Here is an 18,504-nt window from a genome sequence, read left to right as displayed (position 1 = left end):
TGACTCAGCTGTAAGCTTGGTTTACATAAGATTAGATTAATAGAATATTTAGAGATTTATGACTCAACAAGTGCAACAACGTCAAGCATATCCACCGGCTTATTCCGAACAAGTCGCAGCAGATGAAATTGATCTGCGCGAATTGTTCTCAATTATTTGGCGCGGCAAATGGCTAATTATTGCTTGTACTGCTGTGTTTGCTATAGGCTCTGTATTATTTGCGATAAAGCAACCAAACGTCTATCGAGCAAATGCATTGCTAGCGGCCTCTAACCAAGAGAGTAATAAGCTAAGTGGTATGGCTGCTCAGTTTGGTGGTTTAGCTTCACTAGCTGGAATTAATTTAAATGCAGGCGGTGGAACCGATCAAACTACTTTAGCGATTGAGGTGCTAAAGTCTCGGCAGTTTTTTAAAAGCTTTTTAGATAGGTATCAAATAAAACCCGATTTAATGGCTGCAAAAGAGTGGAATTCAGTTAGCGGAGAGTTGAGCTATAACCCAGAGGTCTTTGATTCTCAATCTAATCAATGGAAGCGCGACTTTAAGGCTCCCAGACAAGCTGAGCCCTCTATGCAAGAGAGCTATGAAGTTTTTAAAGGAGTTTTGAGTGTAGCAACGAGTACAGAAACAGGTTTAGTGACTATTGCCGCTGAACATATTTCACCAATAGTGGCCCAGCAGTGGGTAAATTGGTTGGTTCAAGATATTAACCTGGTAATGCAGCAACGAAGTCAGCAAGAAACATTAGCTAATATTAACTACTTAAAAGAGCAATTAGAGAAAACATCTGTGGCACAAATGCAAACGGTGTTTTACCAACTTATAGAAGAGCAAACTAAAACCTTAATGTTAGCAGAAGCAAATGATGACTTCGTATTTAAAGTAGTAGATCCCGCAGTAGTGGCAGAGAGAAAAGTAAAACCCAAACGCGCACTTATTTGTGTATTGGGGACTTTACTAGGGGGGATGTTTGGTGTGATGCTGGTACTGGTTCGGCACTTTGCTAAAGGGCACTCTGATGTTTAGTCATTGTTCTATTCGCTTTATAAGTAAAGGTTGATACAGATGAGTACCTTTATACTATCTTTACTGGTTGCCTTTTTAGGCACTTACAGCGCGATTAAAGTATTAAAACCGATTGCGATTAAACATGAACTGGTAGACAAACCCAATGAGCGAAAGCTACATGTAGGTGCTATCCCTCTTATTGGTGGTTTAGCCGTATATATAGGCTTTGTACTTTCTTTATTGGTTATCGCTCAGGGTTATGATATTTCATTTAAGTACTTTTTGTTAGCTTCTGGCGGTATTCTATTAGTGGGGATGCTAGATGACAAATATGACTTAAGTGTACGTTTACGTATGTTCTGCCAAATAGTTGCCGCCAGCGTAATGATGTTTGCAAGCGGAGACCGTATAGAGAACTTAGGCAACTTATTAGTAATGGGCGATATCCACCTTGGCTGGGCAGCTGTACCATTTACTTACTTGGCCATTATGGGGGCTATTAACGCCTACAATATGGTCGACGGCATCGATGGTTTAGTTGGTGGTGTAACGTTTACTAGCATGCTGTCGCTATCACTTTTGTTCATATTAGAAGGTTTTGTGTTGGAATCTTGGATAGCTCTTTGCTTGGTAGTCGCGCTAATTCCCTATCTTATATTCAACCTAACTAGAGCGGATAACCCCAAGCGGAGTAAAATTTTCATGGGTGACGCAGGGTCAATGTTTGTTGGCTTAAGTGTGGTTTGGTTGCTGGCGATAGGCTCGCAAGGTGAAGTGCCAGCCTTTAAACCCGTAACCGCTTTGTGGGTTATTGCTATCCCACTTATGGATATGGCGGGGGTAATGATTAGGCGCAAGCGAAAGGGGCAATCACCTTTTAAGCCTGACAGAGACCACTTGCACCACATATTTATGCGGGCCGGTTTTACTTCAAGGCAAACACTTATTTGCATCACCTTACTAAGCTTTAGTATATCTATGGTAGGTGTATTGCTTAACTGTTTTAATGCTCCTGATTGGTTTTCTTTTGGTTTGTTTTTAGTGATGTTTATTGGTTATTTGAAGGTGTTAAAGCATGTATGGCGCTTGCTAATAGCGCTCCGAAGAGTGAAAGCATTTAGACGCATGCGGCGTGTTAATCAACTAAAACTTTCTAGAGCCAAGCAAGAAAGTGCTTAGACAAAGACTTTTATAGAAAACGCTCTTTTGGGGCGGGTTTACAAAAGTAAAATAAATATAGTTACAAGTTGAGCTAGTAAAGTTTTGCTGTCTCAATATGAATGAAAATCGTCTCAGCGCAAACGTAAACCCTGAGAACGAGTAATCGAAAAGCAATCAGGAATCGTTAGTATGATCAATATCTTGTCTCTTATCGGCCGAGATAAAGAACTATTCAGTGCAGATATTACGAGCCAAGCAGTAAAGCTAAAACATATCGTATCGGAATCAACTTTCTTAGTTTTAGGCGGCGCTGGCTCAATCGGACAAGCCGTAACTAAAGAGATTTTCAAACGTAACCCTAAGAAGCTACATGTTGTCGATATTAGTGAAAACAATATGGTAGAACTTGTTCGAGATATCCGTAGCTCATTTGGGTACATTGATGGTGACTTCCAAACATTTGCTTTAGACATTGGTTCTCAAGAGTACGATGCATTCATTAAAGCCGATGGAAAGTTCGATTATGTGCTAAACCTATCTGCACTTAAACATGTTAGAAGTGAGAAAGACCCTTATACATTGATGCGTATGATTGATGTAAACGTATTTAATACAGATAAAACGATTCAACAGGCTATAGATGCAGGAGCAAAAAAATACTTTTGTGTTTCAACAGACAAAGCCGCAAATCCAGTCAATATGATGGGGGCATCAAAGCGCATTATGGAGATGTTCCTTATGCGTAAAAGTGAGCAAATAGCAATCTCTACTGCTCGCTTTGCAAATGTTGCATTCTCTGATGGCTCACTGCTACACGGATTTAACCAACGTATCCAAAAACGCCAACCTATCGTAGCACCAAACGACATCAAGCGTTACTTTGTTACTCCTCAAGAGTCGGGAGAGCTATGTTTAATGTCTTGTATCTTTGGCGAAAACCGCGACATTTTCTTCCCGAAACTGAGCGAAGCTCTACATCTTATTTCGTTTGCAGATATTGCGGTGAAATACCTAGAGCAACTTGATTTTGAACCTCACCTATGTGAAACAGAAGAAGAAGCACGCCAGCTTGCACATACGCTTCCAGAGCAGGGCAAGTGGCCATGTTTGTTCACTGCAAGTGATACAACGGGTGAAAAAGACTTCGAAGAGTTTTTTACAGATAAAGAAGAGCTGGATATGTCTCGATTCGAAAATCTGGGCATCATCAAAAATGCTCCTCTTTATGAGCAAGAACTTCTTACTTTGTTTGAAAATAGTATTTCTGAGATGAAAGGTGAGCGAGCTTGGACTAAAGAGCAGATTGTGGAACTGTTCTTTACCATGATCCCTGATTTTGGACACAAAGAAACGGGTAAATACCTCGATAGCAAGATGTAAGTGGAGTATTCAATGAAAGCGGCATCTATTGTTAAATTTGTGAGAGATACTTACAAAACAAACGAATTTATTCCCTTACATGCACCGACGTTCGATGGCAACGAAAAAACGTACGTAATGGAAACAATTGAAAGTACATTTGTTTCTAGCGTCGGTAAGTTTGTTGATGATTTTGAGAGAAAAATTGAAGCTTACACTGGTACGGCTAAAGCTGTAGCGACAGTGAATGGTACAGCAGCATTGCATGCTGCATTGTACATGGCTGATGTTCAACGAGGCGACCTGGTTATTACGCAAGCTTTGACTTTTGTTGCAACCTGCAATGCTCTTTATCACATGGGGGCTGAGCCTATTTTTTTGGATGTTTCTCCCGTGAGTCTGGGATTGTGCCCTAAGGCTGTGGATGCATTTTTAGAAGATAATGCTGAAGTCATAGATGCGGAGTGTATCCATAAAAAAACAGGCAGAAGAATCAAAGCCGTTGTACCAATGCACACGTTCGGTCACCCTGTAGAGCTCGATGAACTGGTTGCCGTTTGCTTGAAATGGAACATCACTTTGGTTGAAGATGCCGCAGAAAGTCTTGGTTCGTTCTACAAGGGCAAGCACACCGGTACTATTGGTGATTTTGGTGCAGTTAGCTTCAATGGCAATAAGATCATTACCACTGGTGGTGGTGGCATGGTGTTATGTAAGACTCAAGAATCTGGTGCGCGTACTAAGCATGTCACGACGACAGCAAAAGTTCCTCATCCCTATGAGTTCTTCCATGATGAACCTGGCTTCAACTATCGTATGCCAAACCTGAATGCAGCACTTGGCTGTGCTCAGATGGAAGTCATTGAGCAATACCTGAAAAAGAAAAGGCTACTTGCAGAAGCCTACAAGGATTTCTTTAACGGAACAGATTTTAAATTTGTCACTGAGCCAGAATATGCGCAGTCAAACTACTGGCTAAATGCAATCATTTGTCCGGACAAAGAAAGTCGCGAAGAAGTACTTATAGGCACAAATGGTTCAGGCGTGATGACTCGACCTATTTGGAAGCTCATGCACAGGTTACCTATGTTTGAGAATGCAATACGTGGTGACCTCACTTACTCTGAGTTTATTGAGGCACACCTAATCAATCTTCCAAGCACCCCAGTGGAAATCAAAGGCTCAGTAGGTTTAATACATACATGACGCAGACACATAAAAAAGTTGCGGTCTTTACTGGTACAAGAGCAGAGTATGGTCTGCTCTTTTGGCTTTTAAAGGACATACAAAGCGATCCTGACTTAACACTTCAATTGCTTGTTTCTGGTATGCATTTATCACCGGAGTTTGGTGATACTTACAAACAAATTGAAAAAGATGGCTTCAATATCGATGAGAAAATAGAGATTTTGTTGTCTTCTGATTCCGCAGTAGGAACAGCGAAAAGTATGGGGCTGGGGGTTTTAGGTTTTGCCGATGCATTGTCGCGACTAGCGCCAGATGTTTTTGTCATCCTTGGGGATCGCTTTGAAGCGCTCGCCGCAGCACAAACAGCCATGATACTTCGTATACCGATTATTCACCTTCATGGTGGTGAGATCACGGAAGGTGCTTATGACGATGCGATTCGTCATGCGATTACCAAGTTGAGCTACTTACATGGGACATCGACAGACGAATATCGAAACCGAGTGATTCAACTTGGTGAATCGCCAGCACGTGTAAGAAATATTGGTGCAATTGGTTTAGACCACCTAAACCGAGCGTCTTTTATGACCGTTTCTGAGTTGAGCGAATCATTAAGTTTTGAACTCACGGAACCTTATTTTGTTGTTACCTATCATCCTGTTACATTGGGATTTGAATCTCCAGAGAAAAGCTTTAGGTCGCTTTTAGACTCATTGGATGAATACCCTGATCATCAAGTCATATTGACTTATCCAAACGCAGATGACGGTGGTCGACGCATTATCCCAATGCTAGAAGATTATGCGGCAAGTCAACCAAAACGTGTCTTGGCAATCCCATCACTAGGGCAAGTACGTTATCTAAGCTCGGTGAAACATGCGGCTGCAGTTATTGGTAATTCGTCGAGTGGTATTATTGAAGTACCAGCCTTTGATGTTCCTACAGTGAATATAGGGTCCAGACAAAAGGGGCGTTTGGCTGCAAAAAGTGTTCTAAATACCTCTGCTACGAAAGAATCCATAAGTAAAGCGATTGGCCTCGCTGTGAGCCGAAAGTATAAAGCTGAAGATGAAAGTATTGCTAACCCCTACGGGCAAGGTGATAGTAGCAAGCAAGTCATAGAGATGGTTAAAGGACTGGATTTTGAACCTTGTAAGTCTTTTTATGATGTAAACATTGAACCTGACTTAAACATGAAAGTGGAGTGAGACAATAATGACTTTGATTATTGCCGAAGCGGGTGTAAACCATAACGGCCAAGAAGAACTAGCGTTTTCTTTGGTCGATGCTGCTCACAAAGCTGGAGCAGATATAGTAAAGTTCCAAACTTTTAAAGCAAAAAACCTAGTTACCGAAGAGGCTAAGCAAGCTGAATATCAAGTAATAAATACTCAAAAGCAAGAGTCTCAGTTAGCGATGTTAAGCCGTTTAGAACTGTCGTACGAAACCCACCATGATCTCGTCAAATACTGCGATTCCCTTGGTATTGAATTTCTATCAACAGCTTTCGATTTAGAAAGTTTAGATTTCCTAGTCAACGATCTTGGTTTAACACGCTTGAAGTTACCTTCCGGTGAGTTAACGAACGCTCCTCTTGTATTGGCTCATGCTCGTACTGGTTGTGACCTTATTGTATCAACAGGTATGGCAACACTTTCCGAAATTGAGACAGCACTTGGAGTGATTGCTTTCGGTTATACAGCAGATGAAAAAGCAGAACCTTCAATGCTAGGATTCCAAGAATCTTATTCATCAGAAGCTGGTCAAAAAGCGCTAAAAGAGAAAGTAACAATTCTTCATTGTACGACGGAATATCCTGCTCCAATGGAAGAAATCAATCTAAGAGCAATGGATACGCTAGGGCGAGCATTTGACTTGGCGGCAGGCTATTCGGACCACAGTGAAGGAATAACGATTCCAATTGCGGCTGTTGCTCGTGGTGCAGCCTTGATCGAAAAGCATTTTACGTTAGATAAAAAGATGGAAGGTCCAGACCACAAAGCTTCCCTAGAGCCACAAGAACTAGAGGCAATGGTTAAAGCTATTCGTCAGATTGAGATTGCACTGGGGTCTAGCGTAAAAACACCGACAGTTTCTGAGGTAAAGAACAAATCAGTAGCACGAAAGAGTTTAGTGGCAGCAAAGGATATCCAAGAGAGTGAAGTGCTAACAGAGTCTAATCTTACAATTAAGCGTCCCGGCACTGGTTTGTCGCCTTATCGCTATTGGGAACTTCTTGGCACTAAAGCAACCAAAGTATACAAAGCAGGAGAGCTGATCATTGAGTGATGAAGTGAGTCTTCCTATTGTAATGATTGGTGGAGGCGGTCATGCCTCCGTTCTTGCTGAGATATTACTAGGTCAAGGAAGAAACATTATTGCTGTTGTGAGCCCTGCAGATATCAGTCAAAGAGAAGTATTTAAGGGAATATCTCATCTAAAAAATGATGGTGATGTTCTGAGTTTTTCTCCTAGTGATGTGCTCTTAGTGAACGGTATCGGAGCTCTGCCAAAGTCCAATCTGAAACGAAAAGTGAACGAGTATTTCCTTGCTTTGGGTTATCGTTTTGAGACGGTTCTCTCGAGCAGCGCATCTATCTCCCCATTTGCAAAAATAGGTGAAGGTTCTCAAATTTTACATTCAGTTATTATTCAGACGGGGGCTACAGTAGGTCGTCATAGTGTTGTTAACAGCGCTGCACTTGTTGAGCATGACAGCAACGTTGGAGAGTATTGCCACATAGCACCTCGAGCTTCACTTTGTGGTCAAGTTACTGTTGAAGAGGGGGTTTATGTTGGGGCTGGCGCCACGGTTGTTCAAGGAGTCACTTTGGCCTCGCGGTGTATTGTTGGTGCTGGTTCGACAATTTTATCAGATGTACAACACGACACGATGACTTTTTCTAAATTAAATCAAAACAATAAGTTGATCAAATATGATGAATAGTTGGAAGAAAGCGATTTTATCGCCATCGAATAGTATCAGAACCGCATTAGAAATTATTGATTCTGAAGCCCTTCGTGTTGCTTTGGTCGTTGCAGACGACGATCGTTTACTGGGAGTCGTAACAGATGGTGATATACGTCGAGGTTTATTAGCGTCTAAGGGGCTTGATAGTGCTGTCTCTGAGGTCATGAACTCTAACCCAATAACCGCTAAAGCATCGAGCTCTCGAGAAGAACTGATTGAGCTGATGAACAAGCTCGATATCCTATTTATCCCGCTGATTGATGATGGCAAACTTACCGGTCTAGAGACACTCCATGGCGCTCTAGTTGACAAGCCAAGCTACGAAAATCCAGTATTTATTATGGCGGGTGGTTTTGGTACTAGATTAAGACCACTGACAGACTCTTGCCCGAAGCCAATGCTCAAGATTGGTAACAAACCTATTCTTGAGACGGTGATCCGCAGTTTTGTCAAAGCTGGTTTTGTGAATTTTTATATCTCGACACACTACATGCCAGAGCAGATCATCAACTACTTCGGTGATGGTTCTGACCTAGGTATTAAGATCACCTATGTGCATGAAGATGAGCCTTTAGGTACCGGTGGCGCTCTGGGGCTTTTACCGGAGTCTTTACCTGCAGACTTACCACTGATTCTGATGAACGGTGATGTGTTAACCAAGGTAGATTTCCAGCGCTTGCTTGATTTCCATCAGGAGAACCAGGCGGACGCGACAATGTGTGTGCGTGAGTACGACTATCAAATCCCTTATGGTGTGATTAACGGCGAAGGCAACAAAATCACCAGTATGGTGGAAAAGCCGATTCAGCGATTCTTTGTGAATGCGGGTATCTATGTTGTGTCGCCACGAGTCATCAACTCGGTACCAAAGAACTACCGTATTGATATGCCAACGCTGCTTGAGCGTCACATGGAAGAACGCGACAACGTTCTGATGTTCCCAATCCATGAATACTGGTTAGACATCGGTCGTATGGACGATTTCAACCGTGCGCAAGCTGACATTCATACCTTAGGGATGGACTAACTGATGAAATGTGTTGCTGTTATTGGTCTAGGAAATATTGCCACTCGTCATCGTAAAAACCTCAAGCAACTGTTTCCTAATAGCAAGCTAGTTGCCATGTCTGCGAGTGGAAGAGTCCCTCGGGAAGTTGTCACTGATTGTGATGTTGTCGTGGGTGAGGTCAATGAACTTATCCCCCATGAGGTTGAGCTCGCTGTTGTTGCTTCTCCTGCCCCATTTCATGCTAAGCATGCCCTGCCTTTGATTGAGGCGAACATTCCTGTCCTTATAGAAAAACCACTTTCCGTAAGCGTTGCTGATAGCGAGCTTGTGCAGCAAGCGGCTGATAAACATGGTACGCCTGTCGCGATGGGTTACTGTCTGCGCTACTTATCATCGGCGATTACGTTTAAGAAGCTATTAGGGCAACAGGCGGTAGGACACATTTATAACGTAAATGTTGAAGTTGGGCAGTACTTGCCGGATTGGCGCCCTAATAAGGATTATCGCAGTAGAGTTTCTGCCAATGCCGAACTCGGTGGTGGTGCACTTCTAGAGTTGAGCCATGAGCTTGATTATGTGCAGTGGTTATTTGGTTCACTTGATGTGAAGTATGCGATCTTACGCTCTGGTGATGAATTGTCACTTGATGTGGAAGATTGCGCTGACATCGTTGCTGTATGTCAAAGTGCGGTGGTGAATATCCACTTAGACTTCCTACAGAGAAAACCATTTAGAAAGTGTCGAGTTATCGGTAGCTTAGGTACCTTAGAGTGGGATCTGATAAGAAACGAAATTACCCTCGCCAGCGCTAAAGGTGATGAAGTGCTTTACAGTGAACCGGACTGGGATAAGAACCAAATGTATTTGAATATGCTGACCGATTTTATCTCTAAAATTGAAGGGCGAGAGCATTCCTGCATTGATGTCGCAGAGGCTAAGCAGAGTGTTGAGCTGATCCAGCAAATCAGAGCAGCTAGTCACTAAATTATCGTTATTAAAGGCGTCACAATGAAAAACCATGCTTTTATTTTTGCCAGAGGCGGCTCAAAAGGGTTGCCTGGTAAGAACATTAAACATTTAGCCGGTAAACCCCTGCTGCAATACTCCATAGATGTTGCGAAAGCATGTTCATCGATAGACAAAGTTTTTGTATCAACAGATGATGCGGCGATCGCTGAGGTTGCTTTGGCAAATGATGCAATCTTGATTGAAAGACCCACTGAGCTTGCGTCAGATACCAGCCCTGAATGGCTTTCGTGGATGCACGCGGTTGAATGGGTTACTGATAACTATGGCTCGTTTGACCGCTTTGTCAGTCTGCCAGCAACCAGTCCTCTGCGCAGTGTTGATGATGTAGAAAGTGCAATTAAGCAGATAGCGGATAGTGATGCGGATGTTTGTATTGGTATCACACCTTCAAATCGCAGCCCATACTTTAACATGGTTCGAAGAGACGAAGCTGGTGATGTGCAACTGATGAACCTTATCGAAGGCGGCGTTGCTCGTCGTCAAGATGCCCCTGTCGCCTTTGACATCACTACGGTTGTTTATGTCACTTCACCAAGTTATATCCTACAAAACCAAAGCCTATTCGCAGGGCGAGTGACAAGTATCGAAGTGCCAAAAGATCGAGCAGTCGATATTGACGATATTTATGATTTTAAACTGGCAGAAGCCATCGTAGAAGGCGGTCTTTAAGTGGATAATTTATTAAAAGATAAAGTTATTTTCATCGCTGGTGCTGGTGGTCTATTGGGCTCTAAGCTCGTAACCAAAGTGCTTGCACAAGGCGCACGAGTGATTGCTGCGGATATTAATGTCGACAGCATGAAAGCGCGTATTGAAAACCTAGGCTGTGATATTAACGCTGAAGCAATTTCATTCCATACGCTCGACGTGACGGATGAAAGCGATGTTAAGCAGTTCTTCGCCCAGTTGGATGCTAATGTTGATGGTGCTGTAAACGCGACATACCCAAGAAACGCAACTTACGGAAAACACTTCTTCGATGTAAGCCTTGAAAGCTTCAATGAGAACCTATCATTGCACTTGGGCAGTGCTTTTCTATTCTCTCAACAAGCTGCGTCTTATTTTCAGCGTAATAGCAGAGAGTTCTCACTCGTTAACATCTCTTCTATCTATGGTGTAGTTGCACCAAAGTTCGATATCTATGACAACACTCCGATGACCATGCCTGTGGAGTACGCGGCAATTAAGGCAGCGATTCAACATCTCAACAAGTATGTGGTTGCTTATGTGAACGACAGTCAGTTCCGCATCAATAGCGTCAGCCCTGGTGGCATTTTCGATCATCAACCTGAAGCCTTCTTACAAGCCTACAAAAAGAAAACTCATGGCGCAGGCATGCTAGATGTTGATGACGTGATTGGTGCGGTGTTGTTCCTACTATCAGAGCAATCAAAGTACATCACCGGTCAGAACATCGTGGTTGATGATGGCTTTAGCCTATAAACGGCAACACAGAATTTAAAACTTAGATTGGCATTAGTTACATGAAAGACAATTTACTTATTATTGGGGCAGGTCAGTTGGGCAGCCGACACCTTCAAGCACTCGCGCAATTGGATGACAAGTTCAGCATCTATGTTCTAGACCCGTCCGAGCAATCACTTGATGTTGCTAAACAGCGTTACCAAGAGGTTGCTCAGGAGACTTCTCCAAAGGTGACGTACGTTACTGACATGGAAGCGATAGCTGGACTGAACGTAGAAGTTGCGATTGTGGCGACAAACGCTGCTGTACGCTTAGGTATCGTGAAGCAGTTGGTAGAAAAGCTGACCGTTAAATACCTGGTTCTGGAAAAAGTACTTTTCCAATCGGTAGCACAGCTAGTTGAAGCAGAGAAAATATTAGAAAACGCAGGCGTGAAAACTTGGGTGAACTGCCCGAGAAGACAATTCCCAGCATATCTGGCGCTAGCGCAGCAGTATCAAGGCGCTCAATCTGTTGCTCTAGAAGTGACGGGAAGCAACTGGGGGCTAGGATGTAACGCTATCCACTTTATTGATTTGTGGAACTACCTCGCGGGCTTCTCAAACTACGAGCTGGCTTTCCAAGATGATGTTAGCGTTATTGATAGCAAGCGCCCAGGCTACAAAGAGATCGTTGGTGGACTCTCTGCTCAAGCCGGCCAGCACAAGCTCTCTCTTCAGTGTGACCAGACAGAAAGCGGTCAGGTGATGGTCGATATTTCGGTCATCATTGACGGTGAGCGCATTGAACTCTCTGAGCGTGAAGGTGCGGTACGTTGGCTTGATCAAGATGGTGAAACGGTAAAAGAGTCGCCATTACAAATTTTCTTCCAAAGTCAGTTATCAAACAAAGTCGTATTGGACTTAATCAACAAACAAGACTGTGAGTTGACGCCATTGGCAACCTCAAACATGTTGCACGAAGAGTTCTTACGTAAAGCTGTCCCAATTTTCGACCCTAGCGCACGCAATGAACTAGAACAGTTAGTCCCAATTACATAAGGTTTCAAAATGATATTAATGATTGGTGCCGGACCGATGGCACAAGAGTACGCGAAAGTCCTTAATGGCCTGGAGCATGACTTTGTTGTAGTAGGACGCAGTGAAGCTTCAGCGGCTAAATTTCAAGAAGCGACTGGCGTTAGCCCTTTTATTGGTGGGTTGGATAAGTTTTGTGAGTCTGAAGACCTTAAGTCGTTCGAGTTTGGTATTGTAACCACAGGCGTTGAGCAACTAGCGCCGACAACCATCAAATTGATTGATCACGGTGTGAAAAACATCTTGGTAGAAAAACCAGCCGGTCTTGATGCGCAAGAAATCGCTGAGCTTGCTGACTACGCGGCAAGTCATGATGCTAAGGTTTATGTCGCTTACAACCGCCGATTCTTCTCATCGCTGCTCGCAGCGAAGGACATAATTAAGCAAGATGGTGGCGTTCAGAGCTTTAACTTCGAACTAACGGAGTGGGGGCATGTGATCGCGAAATTAGAAAAAGCGGAAGGCGTGAAAGAGAACTGGTTCCTTGCGAACACCACTCACGTAACTGACATGGCATTCCACCTTGGTGGTTTCCCTGAGCAGCTAAGCTGTTTCTTTAGTGGTAGCGAAGAGTGGCATGAGCGCTCATACAACTTCTCTGGTGCTGGTGTCTCAGACTCGGGCGCGCTATTTTCTTATCACGGTAACTGGGGGGCTCCTGGACGTTGGAGTGTGGAAATTCTGACTTCAGCACATCGCTTGATTTTTCGTCCAATGGAAAAGTTACAAATTCAGAAACTGGGTAGCGTTGCGATTGAGCCTATTGAAATTAATGACGCGTTAGATTCTCAATATAAGCCCGGGTTATACAAGCAGACCGAAGCATTTCTAAAAGGTGATGCAAGCAATCTTTGTTCTCTAGAAGAACAGAAGAAAAATATCAAGCTCTACAGTCGAATGGCTGGTTATACAATCTAAGGTTATTAGTGAAGTACTTTATGACCTAAGTGGATTATAATGAATGGATACATTAAATGGTAGGTTTAAATTTTAACCTAAGTGTTGTGTTTTTGGTTAATAAATTTAAATTTAAGATAAAAATATTAGTATGGTTTTATCTAGAGAAAACGTCTAGATTCATGGCTTGTTTTTCTCAGAATAATATTATTAAGTCTTATTGATAGGAAGATAAAATGCAGTTTGATATCTCAAATGCTAAAGTTGGTATTATAGGTTTAGGATATGTTGGTCTACCATTAGCAATAGAGTTTGGTAAAAAAAGACCAACTATTGGCTTCGACATTAATCAAAAGCGAGTAGATGAGTTACGCTCAGGAAAAGACAGCACCTTAGAATGTACTGAGTTAGAGTTAGCAGAAGCGACTCAAATTACATATACAACATCGCTAAAAGAACTAAGGGGCTGTAATGTATTTATTGTAACAGTTCCTACTCCTATTGACGAACATAAACAACCAGACCTAACACCTTTAATGCAAGCTTCTGAAGCTTTAGGCAAGGTGATTAAATTAAATGATGTTGTTATTTATGAGTCAACTGTTTACCCTGGGGCGACTGAGGAAGAGTGCATTCCAGTAATTGAGAAGGTCTCTGGATTAAAGTTTAACCAAGATTTTTTTGCTGGTTACTCACCAGAACGCATTAATCCAGGAGATAAAGAGCATCGTGTTACTAATATTTTGAAAGTAACTAGTGGTTCTACGTTAGAGGTTGCTGACTATGTTGATGCACTTTATAAGTCTATCATTGAAGCCGGTACTCATAAGGCTTCTTCTATAAAAGTAGCAGAAGCTTCGAAAGTTATTGAAAATGTACAGCGTGATGTGAACATTGCACTGATCAATGAACTGCATCATATTTTCAGTATTCTTGATATAGATACTCATGAAGTCATTGAGGCTGCTTCAACAAAATGGAATTTTATGAAGCTGAGCCCTGGCTTGGTCGGAGGACACTGCATCGGTGTCGATCCATACTATCTTCTTCACAAATCGCAAAAATCAGGTTATATACCAGATTTGATGAGAACTGCTAGAGAGATAAATGACAATGTGCCTTCATTTCTGGTAAATGACTTTTTGGCCAAACTTATTGGGAACAAAATCAACCCTGTAGGCTGTAACGTGAGCATTATGGGATTTACCTTTAAAGAGAATTGTCCTGACATCAGAAACACTAAAGTTTTCGATTTATACAAAAATTTAGTTAATCTTGGCTTTAATGTGAGTGTTTATGACCCTTGGGCATGTCCAAGTGAAGTTAAAGAATACTATAATATAGATATTCTCAATGACCTTGATAGAGCTATAGATACGGTTTTAATTTTGGCTGTTGGGCATGAGGATATTATTAAGTTTGTTCGTGAGCGTGAATTTCAATACGTTTATGATTTTAAAGGGTTAATTTAACTTCGGTGAGTTTAGTGGTTTTATCTGAGTGTAGGCAAAGCAATAAAAAAATTCTTATAATAACTGACTCTCTTGGGCTTCCTCGATTAACTCCCGAGAAACTCGCTGGAGAAGAATGTTGGCCCCACCGTATATCTAATGAAAATAGTAGCTATAGTACCTATTTATTTAGTAGGGGGGGGTTTTCAAGTAAAGAGCTTCTAAAAAATGTTAATGTGTATTTTAGAGCTTATGAGCCTGACATTATAATACTACAAGTTGGAATTGTTGACTGTGCTCCAAGAGCTCTAAAGTACGATGAGTTGAGATGTGTATCATCCATACCTATAGTACGAAACTTGATTAGAAGAATAGTTACAATGTATCGAAAGAAAATTGTTGAGTATAGAAAAATCACTTATGTCACCCCAAAACAGTTTCAGTTAAATATAAGTGAATTTAAAGAATGTTTCCCTGATACAGAAATCTATGCTTTAAGTATTGCGCCTGCAACAATTGATTATGAAAACTACAACCCAGGAGTGACAGCTAATATCAATAAATATAATGATATCCTAGGTTCATTGTTAAATATGATTGACCCATATAAAGGTGTAAAAGTTGATGAGTATGTGATGGACGATAATCATCACTTGAACAATAAAGGGCATGATTTAGTTTATGAAAAAATAAAGGCAATTTTTTTTAAATGAGAATTTTAAAGGACAGCATGATCTATGTTGCTGGAGAGCTGATATCAAAAGCTATGCCCTTTGTCTTGCTCCCTTATCTCAGCCGAAAGCTTGGCTCTGAAGGAATAGGGCATCTTTCATTTTTCTTATCTTTAGTTGTTTTGTTTCAAATTTATATTGGTTTTAACCAAGGCGGTGCCCTCGCAAGATATTATTATACCAAAGGAAAAAGAAATATTAGCTGTATATTTCAGACGTCGTTGATTCATAGTATTACATTTTCTTTTGTGTCATTACTGGTTGCATTTTATCTATCTCTTTCAATTGAATATTACTATTGCATACTTATATCATTGTTTAGTTCGATTGTTTCTTTGGGGCTGTCTTATTACCAATGCCAAAAGAATCCTAGATGCTATATAGTTATTCAACTTGTTGTTAATGCTATTTCATTAGTTGGTACTATAATGGCTTTTGAACTCCAGTCCGCAAGTGTTGAAATTCGATTGTTTTGGCTGTTGTTAAGTAATTTTTTAGTTGCTGTGATGTTATGTTATTTTGTTTTCTTTTCAAGAAAGATAAAAAATAGTATCAAGATACTAATTAACTATTGGAAGTATATATTTGTGTTTTCCTATCCCTTGCTTCTACACAGTGTCGCATCTTTTGGTAAAACTAGTTTGGATAGAATTATAATATACGATATGTTTTCAGCTAGCATGTTAGGGATATATTATACTGCTTTTCAAGTTTCTTCTGTTGTTAGTGTAATACTCATGGCGTTGAATAAGGCATTTATGCCCTACTATTATGAAAGACTAAAGGGTAAAGATATTACAATTTTGACGCTAGTTAAGTTGGCTAAATATTCTTTACTGCTGCCTGTTATGTTTGGCGGAGCCGCAAGTCTTCTACCTTCTCGCTTATACTCCATCATTCTTGGAGAGGGTTTTGAACATATCCATACTTATGTTCCAATTTTCGTTTTCTCTTTTTTTATGGCTATCCCTTATTATATTATTGGTGGGTATTTGATGTACCATGGTGAAAATTTAAAGCTTAGTATCTGTACGATACTGTCTTCGTTTATACATGTTGGCTCAGTTATATTCCTCTCGGGCTATGGTATTGAGAGTGTTGCTTACGCTTCAGTAGCTTCAAGTGTGTCACTGGTTATACTTCTCCGCCTATCAATTGAGACAACTATGAAGGTGGCTAGTGATGAAAGATGAGTTAAATAGTCTAAATAAAATTTTGTTTCGCTCTTATAGTGCATGTTCCGATCTTAAAAAAACAAACTTAAAAATAGAAACAAGGGTGAGAGCTTTAATTAGTTCGATTTCTGACATTCTGTACCTACTGTTCTGTAAAGAAAGGCATAAAGCTGATGTTGTGTTTTTCACATATGGTGTTAGCAGGGTAAAAAAAAATGGAGTTTCATTCAATAAGTTTTCTGACTCTATATCATCACTTAATACTTCACTGAGGTATGTGAACTTCGAAGATAACGAAGTAGGTTGTTTTAGTCACAAATCAAATTGTGTAGTTAATGTTAACGTATCTGTTGTGGATTTTTTGTCTAGGGTACTGTCTAGGGTACTAAATGCAAAAGTAAATAGTTATAGTGCTACGAACTATGAAGATTACCTGTCTAAGTTTGGCTATAAGAATAAGATTCAGTTTTACGTTTACCGCTTATTTTTTAAACGGTTCTTAAAACAAACTAATCCTGAGGTAGTATTTATTACTAATTGGTACGGTATACGAAGTATGTCTATAATATCTGTGGCGCATGAGCTCGATATCACTATTGTTGACATTCAACATGGTTTGTCTGCAGCAAATAACCATAGGTGTTATGTTGACCTTGAACTTGTTAGCAGCCATATATTACCAAGCAATTTTTTTTGCTGGTCACAAAGAGATGCTGACATGATTAATAACCAACTCTCAAAAGATAAGGCTGTAAACGTGGGGAGAGTCTGGAGTTTTCTGCCAAAAGAAGAAAACGAATTATCGTTTGAGAGCGATAAGCCTGTTGTGCTAGTGATCTGTGGATTAGATCTTCCAAGTTGGTTCCCTAGACTTGTGGACCGTATGAACGGCAGCTATAACTATCTCGTGAGGCCTCACCCGACATTTGGTTTATCTAAACCCAACTTAGACTTTTTGGATAAAGCAGAAAACGTATACGTACACGATCACGGCTCGCTTGAGGATGCTTTCGATTATGCTAGTTGCTGTATTGGAGAGTGGTCTGCAGGTTTAGTTGAGTCCCATGAAAGCGGAATTGTAACAATAGCCTATGGCTCAGAGGCTTGCACTTATTTTCATGACTCAAGTCTGTTAGCTACTGGTGATTTTGATTTATTCGTTAGTTACATGAAAAATTTTGAGAGACTCGATACAATTACTATTAAAAATTTAACGAAATATGAAAAGTGCATTACGGGTTTTATAAATGAAAGAATTGGTAAATAAAAAAAGTGGTTTAGTTAGTATTGTTACGCCGTTTAAAAACTCTATTAAGTATTTCCAAGAAACATACGATTCAGTTATGTCCCAAAAATATCGTGAGTTTGAGTGGTTTATAATCGATGACGGCTCGGATATTGAGCAGTATTCAGCATTGATAGAGATTTGCACAGACTCTAGAGTGACAATTCTCAAAAACATGGAAGTAGCTGGGGCAGGAGGCGCAAGAAACACTGGTATTAAACATATTTCTGGAGAATATATTACGTTTATAGATTCAGATGATATATGGCAAGATGACTTTCTTCAAAATAGCTTGTCCTTTATTGAAAAAAATAATTTAAATTCTTGTTTTTCAGGTTACAAGCGTTATCTAGAAAATAGAGGCCAGTTTATGGCCCCCTTTGTCCCATCGAGAGTCGTAACTAGCAAAGGTATTTTAAGAGGGTGTGATATATCGTGTTTAACTTTTTTGGGATTGAGTGAGTTTTTGAAAAAAGATGTGAGGTTTGGTAACTACAGAGCACGTAATGATCTCTATTTCTTTTACCATTATTTAGTTCATTCTGGACCTTCACATCCGAATGACGCGACATTAGCTACATACAGACTAGGAAAGAAATCAATAAGTTCAAATAAAATTAAGCTGATTAAATACCAATATTTCATAAACAGAGATGTAGCTAATAATAGTGTTGTTAGGTCAATGTTAAATGTAGCTGTTTGGGCTGTTTACGGTTTGGCGAAGTATAGATAAGTTAG

General features: G+C 40.7%; 18 protein-coding genes. All 18 read left to right on the top strand.

Annotation, left to right across the window (positions count from 1 at the left end):
- The first annotated feature begins 58 nt into the window (after window positions 1-58).
- The 18 genes from ACYFDN_RS02185 to ACYFDN_RS02100 all read left to right on the top strand — a co-directional run bounded on the left by ACYFDN_RS02185 (window position 59) and on the right by ACYFDN_RS02100 (window position 18,499).
- A complete protein-coding gene (locus ACYFDN_RS02185; RefSeq protein ID WP_483509860.1) occupies window positions 59-1,027 on the top strand; it encodes a Wzz/FepE/Etk N-terminal domain-containing protein in 969 nt (322 codons plus the stop codon).
- 39 nt (window positions 1,028-1,066) lie between these two features.
- Window positions 1,067-2,188, top strand: coding sequence for a UDP-N-acetylglucosamine--undecaprenyl-phosphate N-acetylglucosaminephosphotransferase (gene wecA, locus ACYFDN_RS02180; RefSeq protein WP_483509859.1), 1,122 nt, complete (start codon window positions 1,067-1,069; stop codon window positions 2,186-2,188).
- Window positions 2,189-2,359: 171 nt separating this feature from the next.
- Window positions 2,360-3,550 (top strand): UDP-N-acetylglucosamine 4,6-dehydratase, encoded by a 1,191-nt coding sequence (locus ACYFDN_RS02175; protein WP_483509858.1) that lies wholly within the window; start codon window positions 2,360-2,362, stop codon window positions 3,548-3,550.
- A 12-nt stretch (window positions 3,551-3,562) separates the two neighbouring features.
- Window positions 3,563-4,735, top strand: coding sequence for a LegC family aminotransferase (locus tag ACYFDN_RS02170; RefSeq protein ID WP_483509857.1), 1,173 nt, complete (start codon window positions 3,563-3,565; stop codon window positions 4,733-4,735).
- Window positions 4,732-5,925 (top strand): UDP-N-acetylglucosamine 2-epimerase, encoded by a 1,194-nt coding sequence (neuC, locus tag ACYFDN_RS02165; protein WP_483509856.1) that lies wholly within the window; start codon window positions 4,732-4,734, stop codon window positions 5,923-5,925. The genes ACYFDN_RS02170 and neuC overlap by 4 nt, the downstream gene beginning before the upstream one ends.
- A gap of 7 nt (window positions 5,926-5,932) precedes the next feature.
- On the top strand, window positions 5,933-7,006 hold the full coding sequence (gene neuB / locus ACYFDN_RS02160; RefSeq protein WP_483509855.1) for an N-acetylneuraminate synthase: 1,074 nt from the start codon (window positions 5,933-5,935) through the stop codon (window positions 7,004-7,006).
- Entirely contained in the window at window positions 6,999-7,664 is a 666-nt protein-coding gene (locus ACYFDN_RS02155) for an acetyltransferase (RefSeq protein ID WP_483509854.1), read from the top strand. Before neuB ends, ACYFDN_RS02155 begins: the two co-directional genes overlap by 8 nt.
- Window positions 7,654-8,715, top strand: coding sequence for a nucleotidyltransferase family protein (locus ACYFDN_RS02150; protein WP_483509853.1), 1,062 nt, complete (start codon window positions 7,654-7,656; stop codon window positions 8,713-8,715). The genes ACYFDN_RS02155 and ACYFDN_RS02150 overlap by 11 nt, the downstream gene beginning before the upstream one ends.
- A gap of 3 nt (window positions 8,716-8,718) precedes the next feature.
- Window positions 8,719-9,681 carry a Gfo/Idh/MocA family protein gene (locus ACYFDN_RS02145; protein ID WP_483509852.1) on the top strand — a complete coding sequence of 321 codons (963 nt, stop codon included), beginning with the start codon at window positions 8,719-8,721 and terminating at the stop codon, window positions 9,679-9,681.
- A gap of 24 nt (window positions 9,682-9,705) precedes the next feature.
- Window positions 9,706-10,395, top strand: coding sequence for an acylneuraminate cytidylyltransferase family protein (locus tag ACYFDN_RS02140; protein WP_483509851.1), 690 nt, complete (start codon window positions 9,706-9,708; stop codon window positions 10,393-10,395).
- On the top strand, window positions 10,396-11,169 hold the full coding sequence (locus ACYFDN_RS02135) for an oxidoreductase (protein WP_483509850.1): 774 nt from the start codon (window positions 10,396-10,398) through the stop codon (window positions 11,167-11,169). It abuts the gene before it with no gap.
- A gap of 41 nt (window positions 11,170-11,210) precedes the next feature.
- On the top strand, window positions 11,211-12,191 hold the full coding sequence (locus ACYFDN_RS02130) for a Gfo/Idh/MocA family oxidoreductase (RefSeq protein ID WP_483509849.1): 981 nt from the start codon (window positions 11,211-11,213) through the stop codon (window positions 12,189-12,191).
- Between the two features lie 9 nt (window positions 12,192-12,200).
- A complete protein-coding gene (locus ACYFDN_RS02125; RefSeq protein ID WP_483509848.1) occupies window positions 12,201-13,145 on the top strand; it encodes a Gfo/Idh/MocA family protein in 945 nt (314 codons plus the stop codon).
- Window positions 13,146-13,360: 215 nt separating this feature from the next.
- Window positions 13,361-14,596: a nucleotide sugar dehydrogenase gene (locus ACYFDN_RS02120; protein WP_483509847.1), complete on the top strand. Its 1,236-nt coding sequence runs from the start codon at window positions 13,361-13,363 to the stop codon at window positions 14,594-14,596.
- Window positions 14,597-14,610: 14 nt separating this feature from the next.
- Window positions 14,611-15,288 carry a hypothetical protein gene (locus tag ACYFDN_RS02115; RefSeq protein ID WP_483509846.1) on the top strand — a complete coding sequence of 226 codons (678 nt, stop codon included), beginning with the start codon at window positions 14,611-14,613 and terminating at the stop codon, window positions 15,286-15,288.
- Window positions 15,285-16,499 carry an oligosaccharide flippase family protein gene (locus tag ACYFDN_RS02110; RefSeq protein WP_483509845.1) on the top strand — a complete coding sequence of 405 codons (1,215 nt, stop codon included), beginning with the start codon at window positions 15,285-15,287 and terminating at the stop codon, window positions 16,497-16,499. Before ACYFDN_RS02115 ends, ACYFDN_RS02110 begins: the two co-directional genes overlap by 4 nt.
- The gene (locus tag ACYFDN_RS02105; protein ID WP_483509844.1) at window positions 16,489-17,748 is read left to right on the top strand and encodes a hypothetical protein; all 1,260 of its coding nucleotides are present in this window, start codon (window positions 16,489-16,491) and stop codon (window positions 17,746-17,748) included. Before ACYFDN_RS02110 ends, ACYFDN_RS02105 begins: the two co-directional genes overlap by 11 nt.
- Window positions 17,729-18,499 carry a glycosyltransferase family 2 protein gene (locus ACYFDN_RS02100; RefSeq protein WP_483509843.1) on the top strand — a complete coding sequence of 257 codons (771 nt, stop codon included), beginning with the start codon at window positions 17,729-17,731 and terminating at the stop codon, window positions 18,497-18,499. The genes ACYFDN_RS02105 and ACYFDN_RS02100 overlap by 20 nt, the downstream gene beginning before the upstream one ends.
- Window positions 18,500-18,504 lie beyond the last annotated feature (5 nt).

This window comes from Agarivorans sp. D1326, from assembly GCF_056958115.1.
This window is presented reverse-complemented; position numbering and strand designations above follow the sequence as displayed.

Bases quoted from the DNA above. Each gene is read 5' to 3' on its own strand.
- ACYFDN_RS02175 (WP_483509858.1), top strand. From the start codon at position 2,360: ATGATCAATATCTTGTCTCTTATCGGCCGAGATAAAGAACTATTCAGT.
- ACYFDN_RS02140 (WP_483509851.1), top strand. From the start codon at position 9,706: ATGAAAAACCATGCTTTTATTTTTGCCAGAGGCGGCTCAAAAGGGTTG.
- ACYFDN_RS02170 (WP_483509857.1), top strand. From the start codon at position 3,563: ATGAAAGCGGCATCTATTGTTAAATTTGTGAGAGATACTTACAAAACA.
- wecA (WP_483509859.1), top strand. From the start codon at position 1,067: ATGAGTACCTTTATACTATCTTTACTGGTTGCCTTTTTAGGCACTTAC.
- ACYFDN_RS02130 (WP_483509849.1), top strand. From the start codon at position 11,211: ATGAAAGACAATTTACTTATTATTGGGGCAGGTCAGTTGGGCAGCCGA.
- ACYFDN_RS02150 (WP_483509853.1), top strand. From the start codon at position 7,654: ATGATGAATAGTTGGAAGAAAGCGATTTTATCGCCATCGAATAGTATC.
- ACYFDN_RS02105 (WP_483509844.1), top strand. From the start codon at position 16,489: ATGAAAGATGAGTTAAATAGTCTAAATAAAATTTTGTTTCGCTCTTAT.
- ACYFDN_RS02145 (WP_483509852.1), top strand. From the start codon at position 8,719: ATGAAATGTGTTGCTGTTATTGGTCTAGGAAATATTGCCACTCGTCAT.
- neuC (WP_483509856.1), top strand. From the start codon at position 4,732: ATGACGCAGACACATAAAAAAGTTGCGGTCTTTACTGGTACAAGAGCA.
- ACYFDN_RS02125 (WP_483509848.1), top strand. From the start codon at position 12,201: ATGATATTAATGATTGGTGCCGGACCGATGGCACAAGAGTACGCGAAA.
- ACYFDN_RS02100 (WP_483509843.1), top strand. From the start codon at position 17,729: ATGAAAGAATTGGTAAATAAAAAAAGTGGTTTAGTTAGTATTGTTACG.
- ACYFDN_RS02185 (WP_483509860.1), top strand. From the start codon at position 59: ATGACTCAACAAGTGCAACAACGTCAAGCATATCCACCGGCTTATTCC.
- ACYFDN_RS02120 (WP_483509847.1), top strand. From the start codon at position 13,361: ATGCAGTTTGATATCTCAAATGCTAAAGTTGGTATTATAGGTTTAGGA.
- neuB (WP_483509855.1), top strand. From the start codon at position 5,933: ATGACTTTGATTATTGCCGAAGCGGGTGTAAACCATAACGGCCAAGAA.
- ACYFDN_RS02110 (WP_483509845.1), top strand. From the start codon at position 15,285: ATGAGAATTTTAAAGGACAGCATGATCTATGTTGCTGGAGAGCTGATA.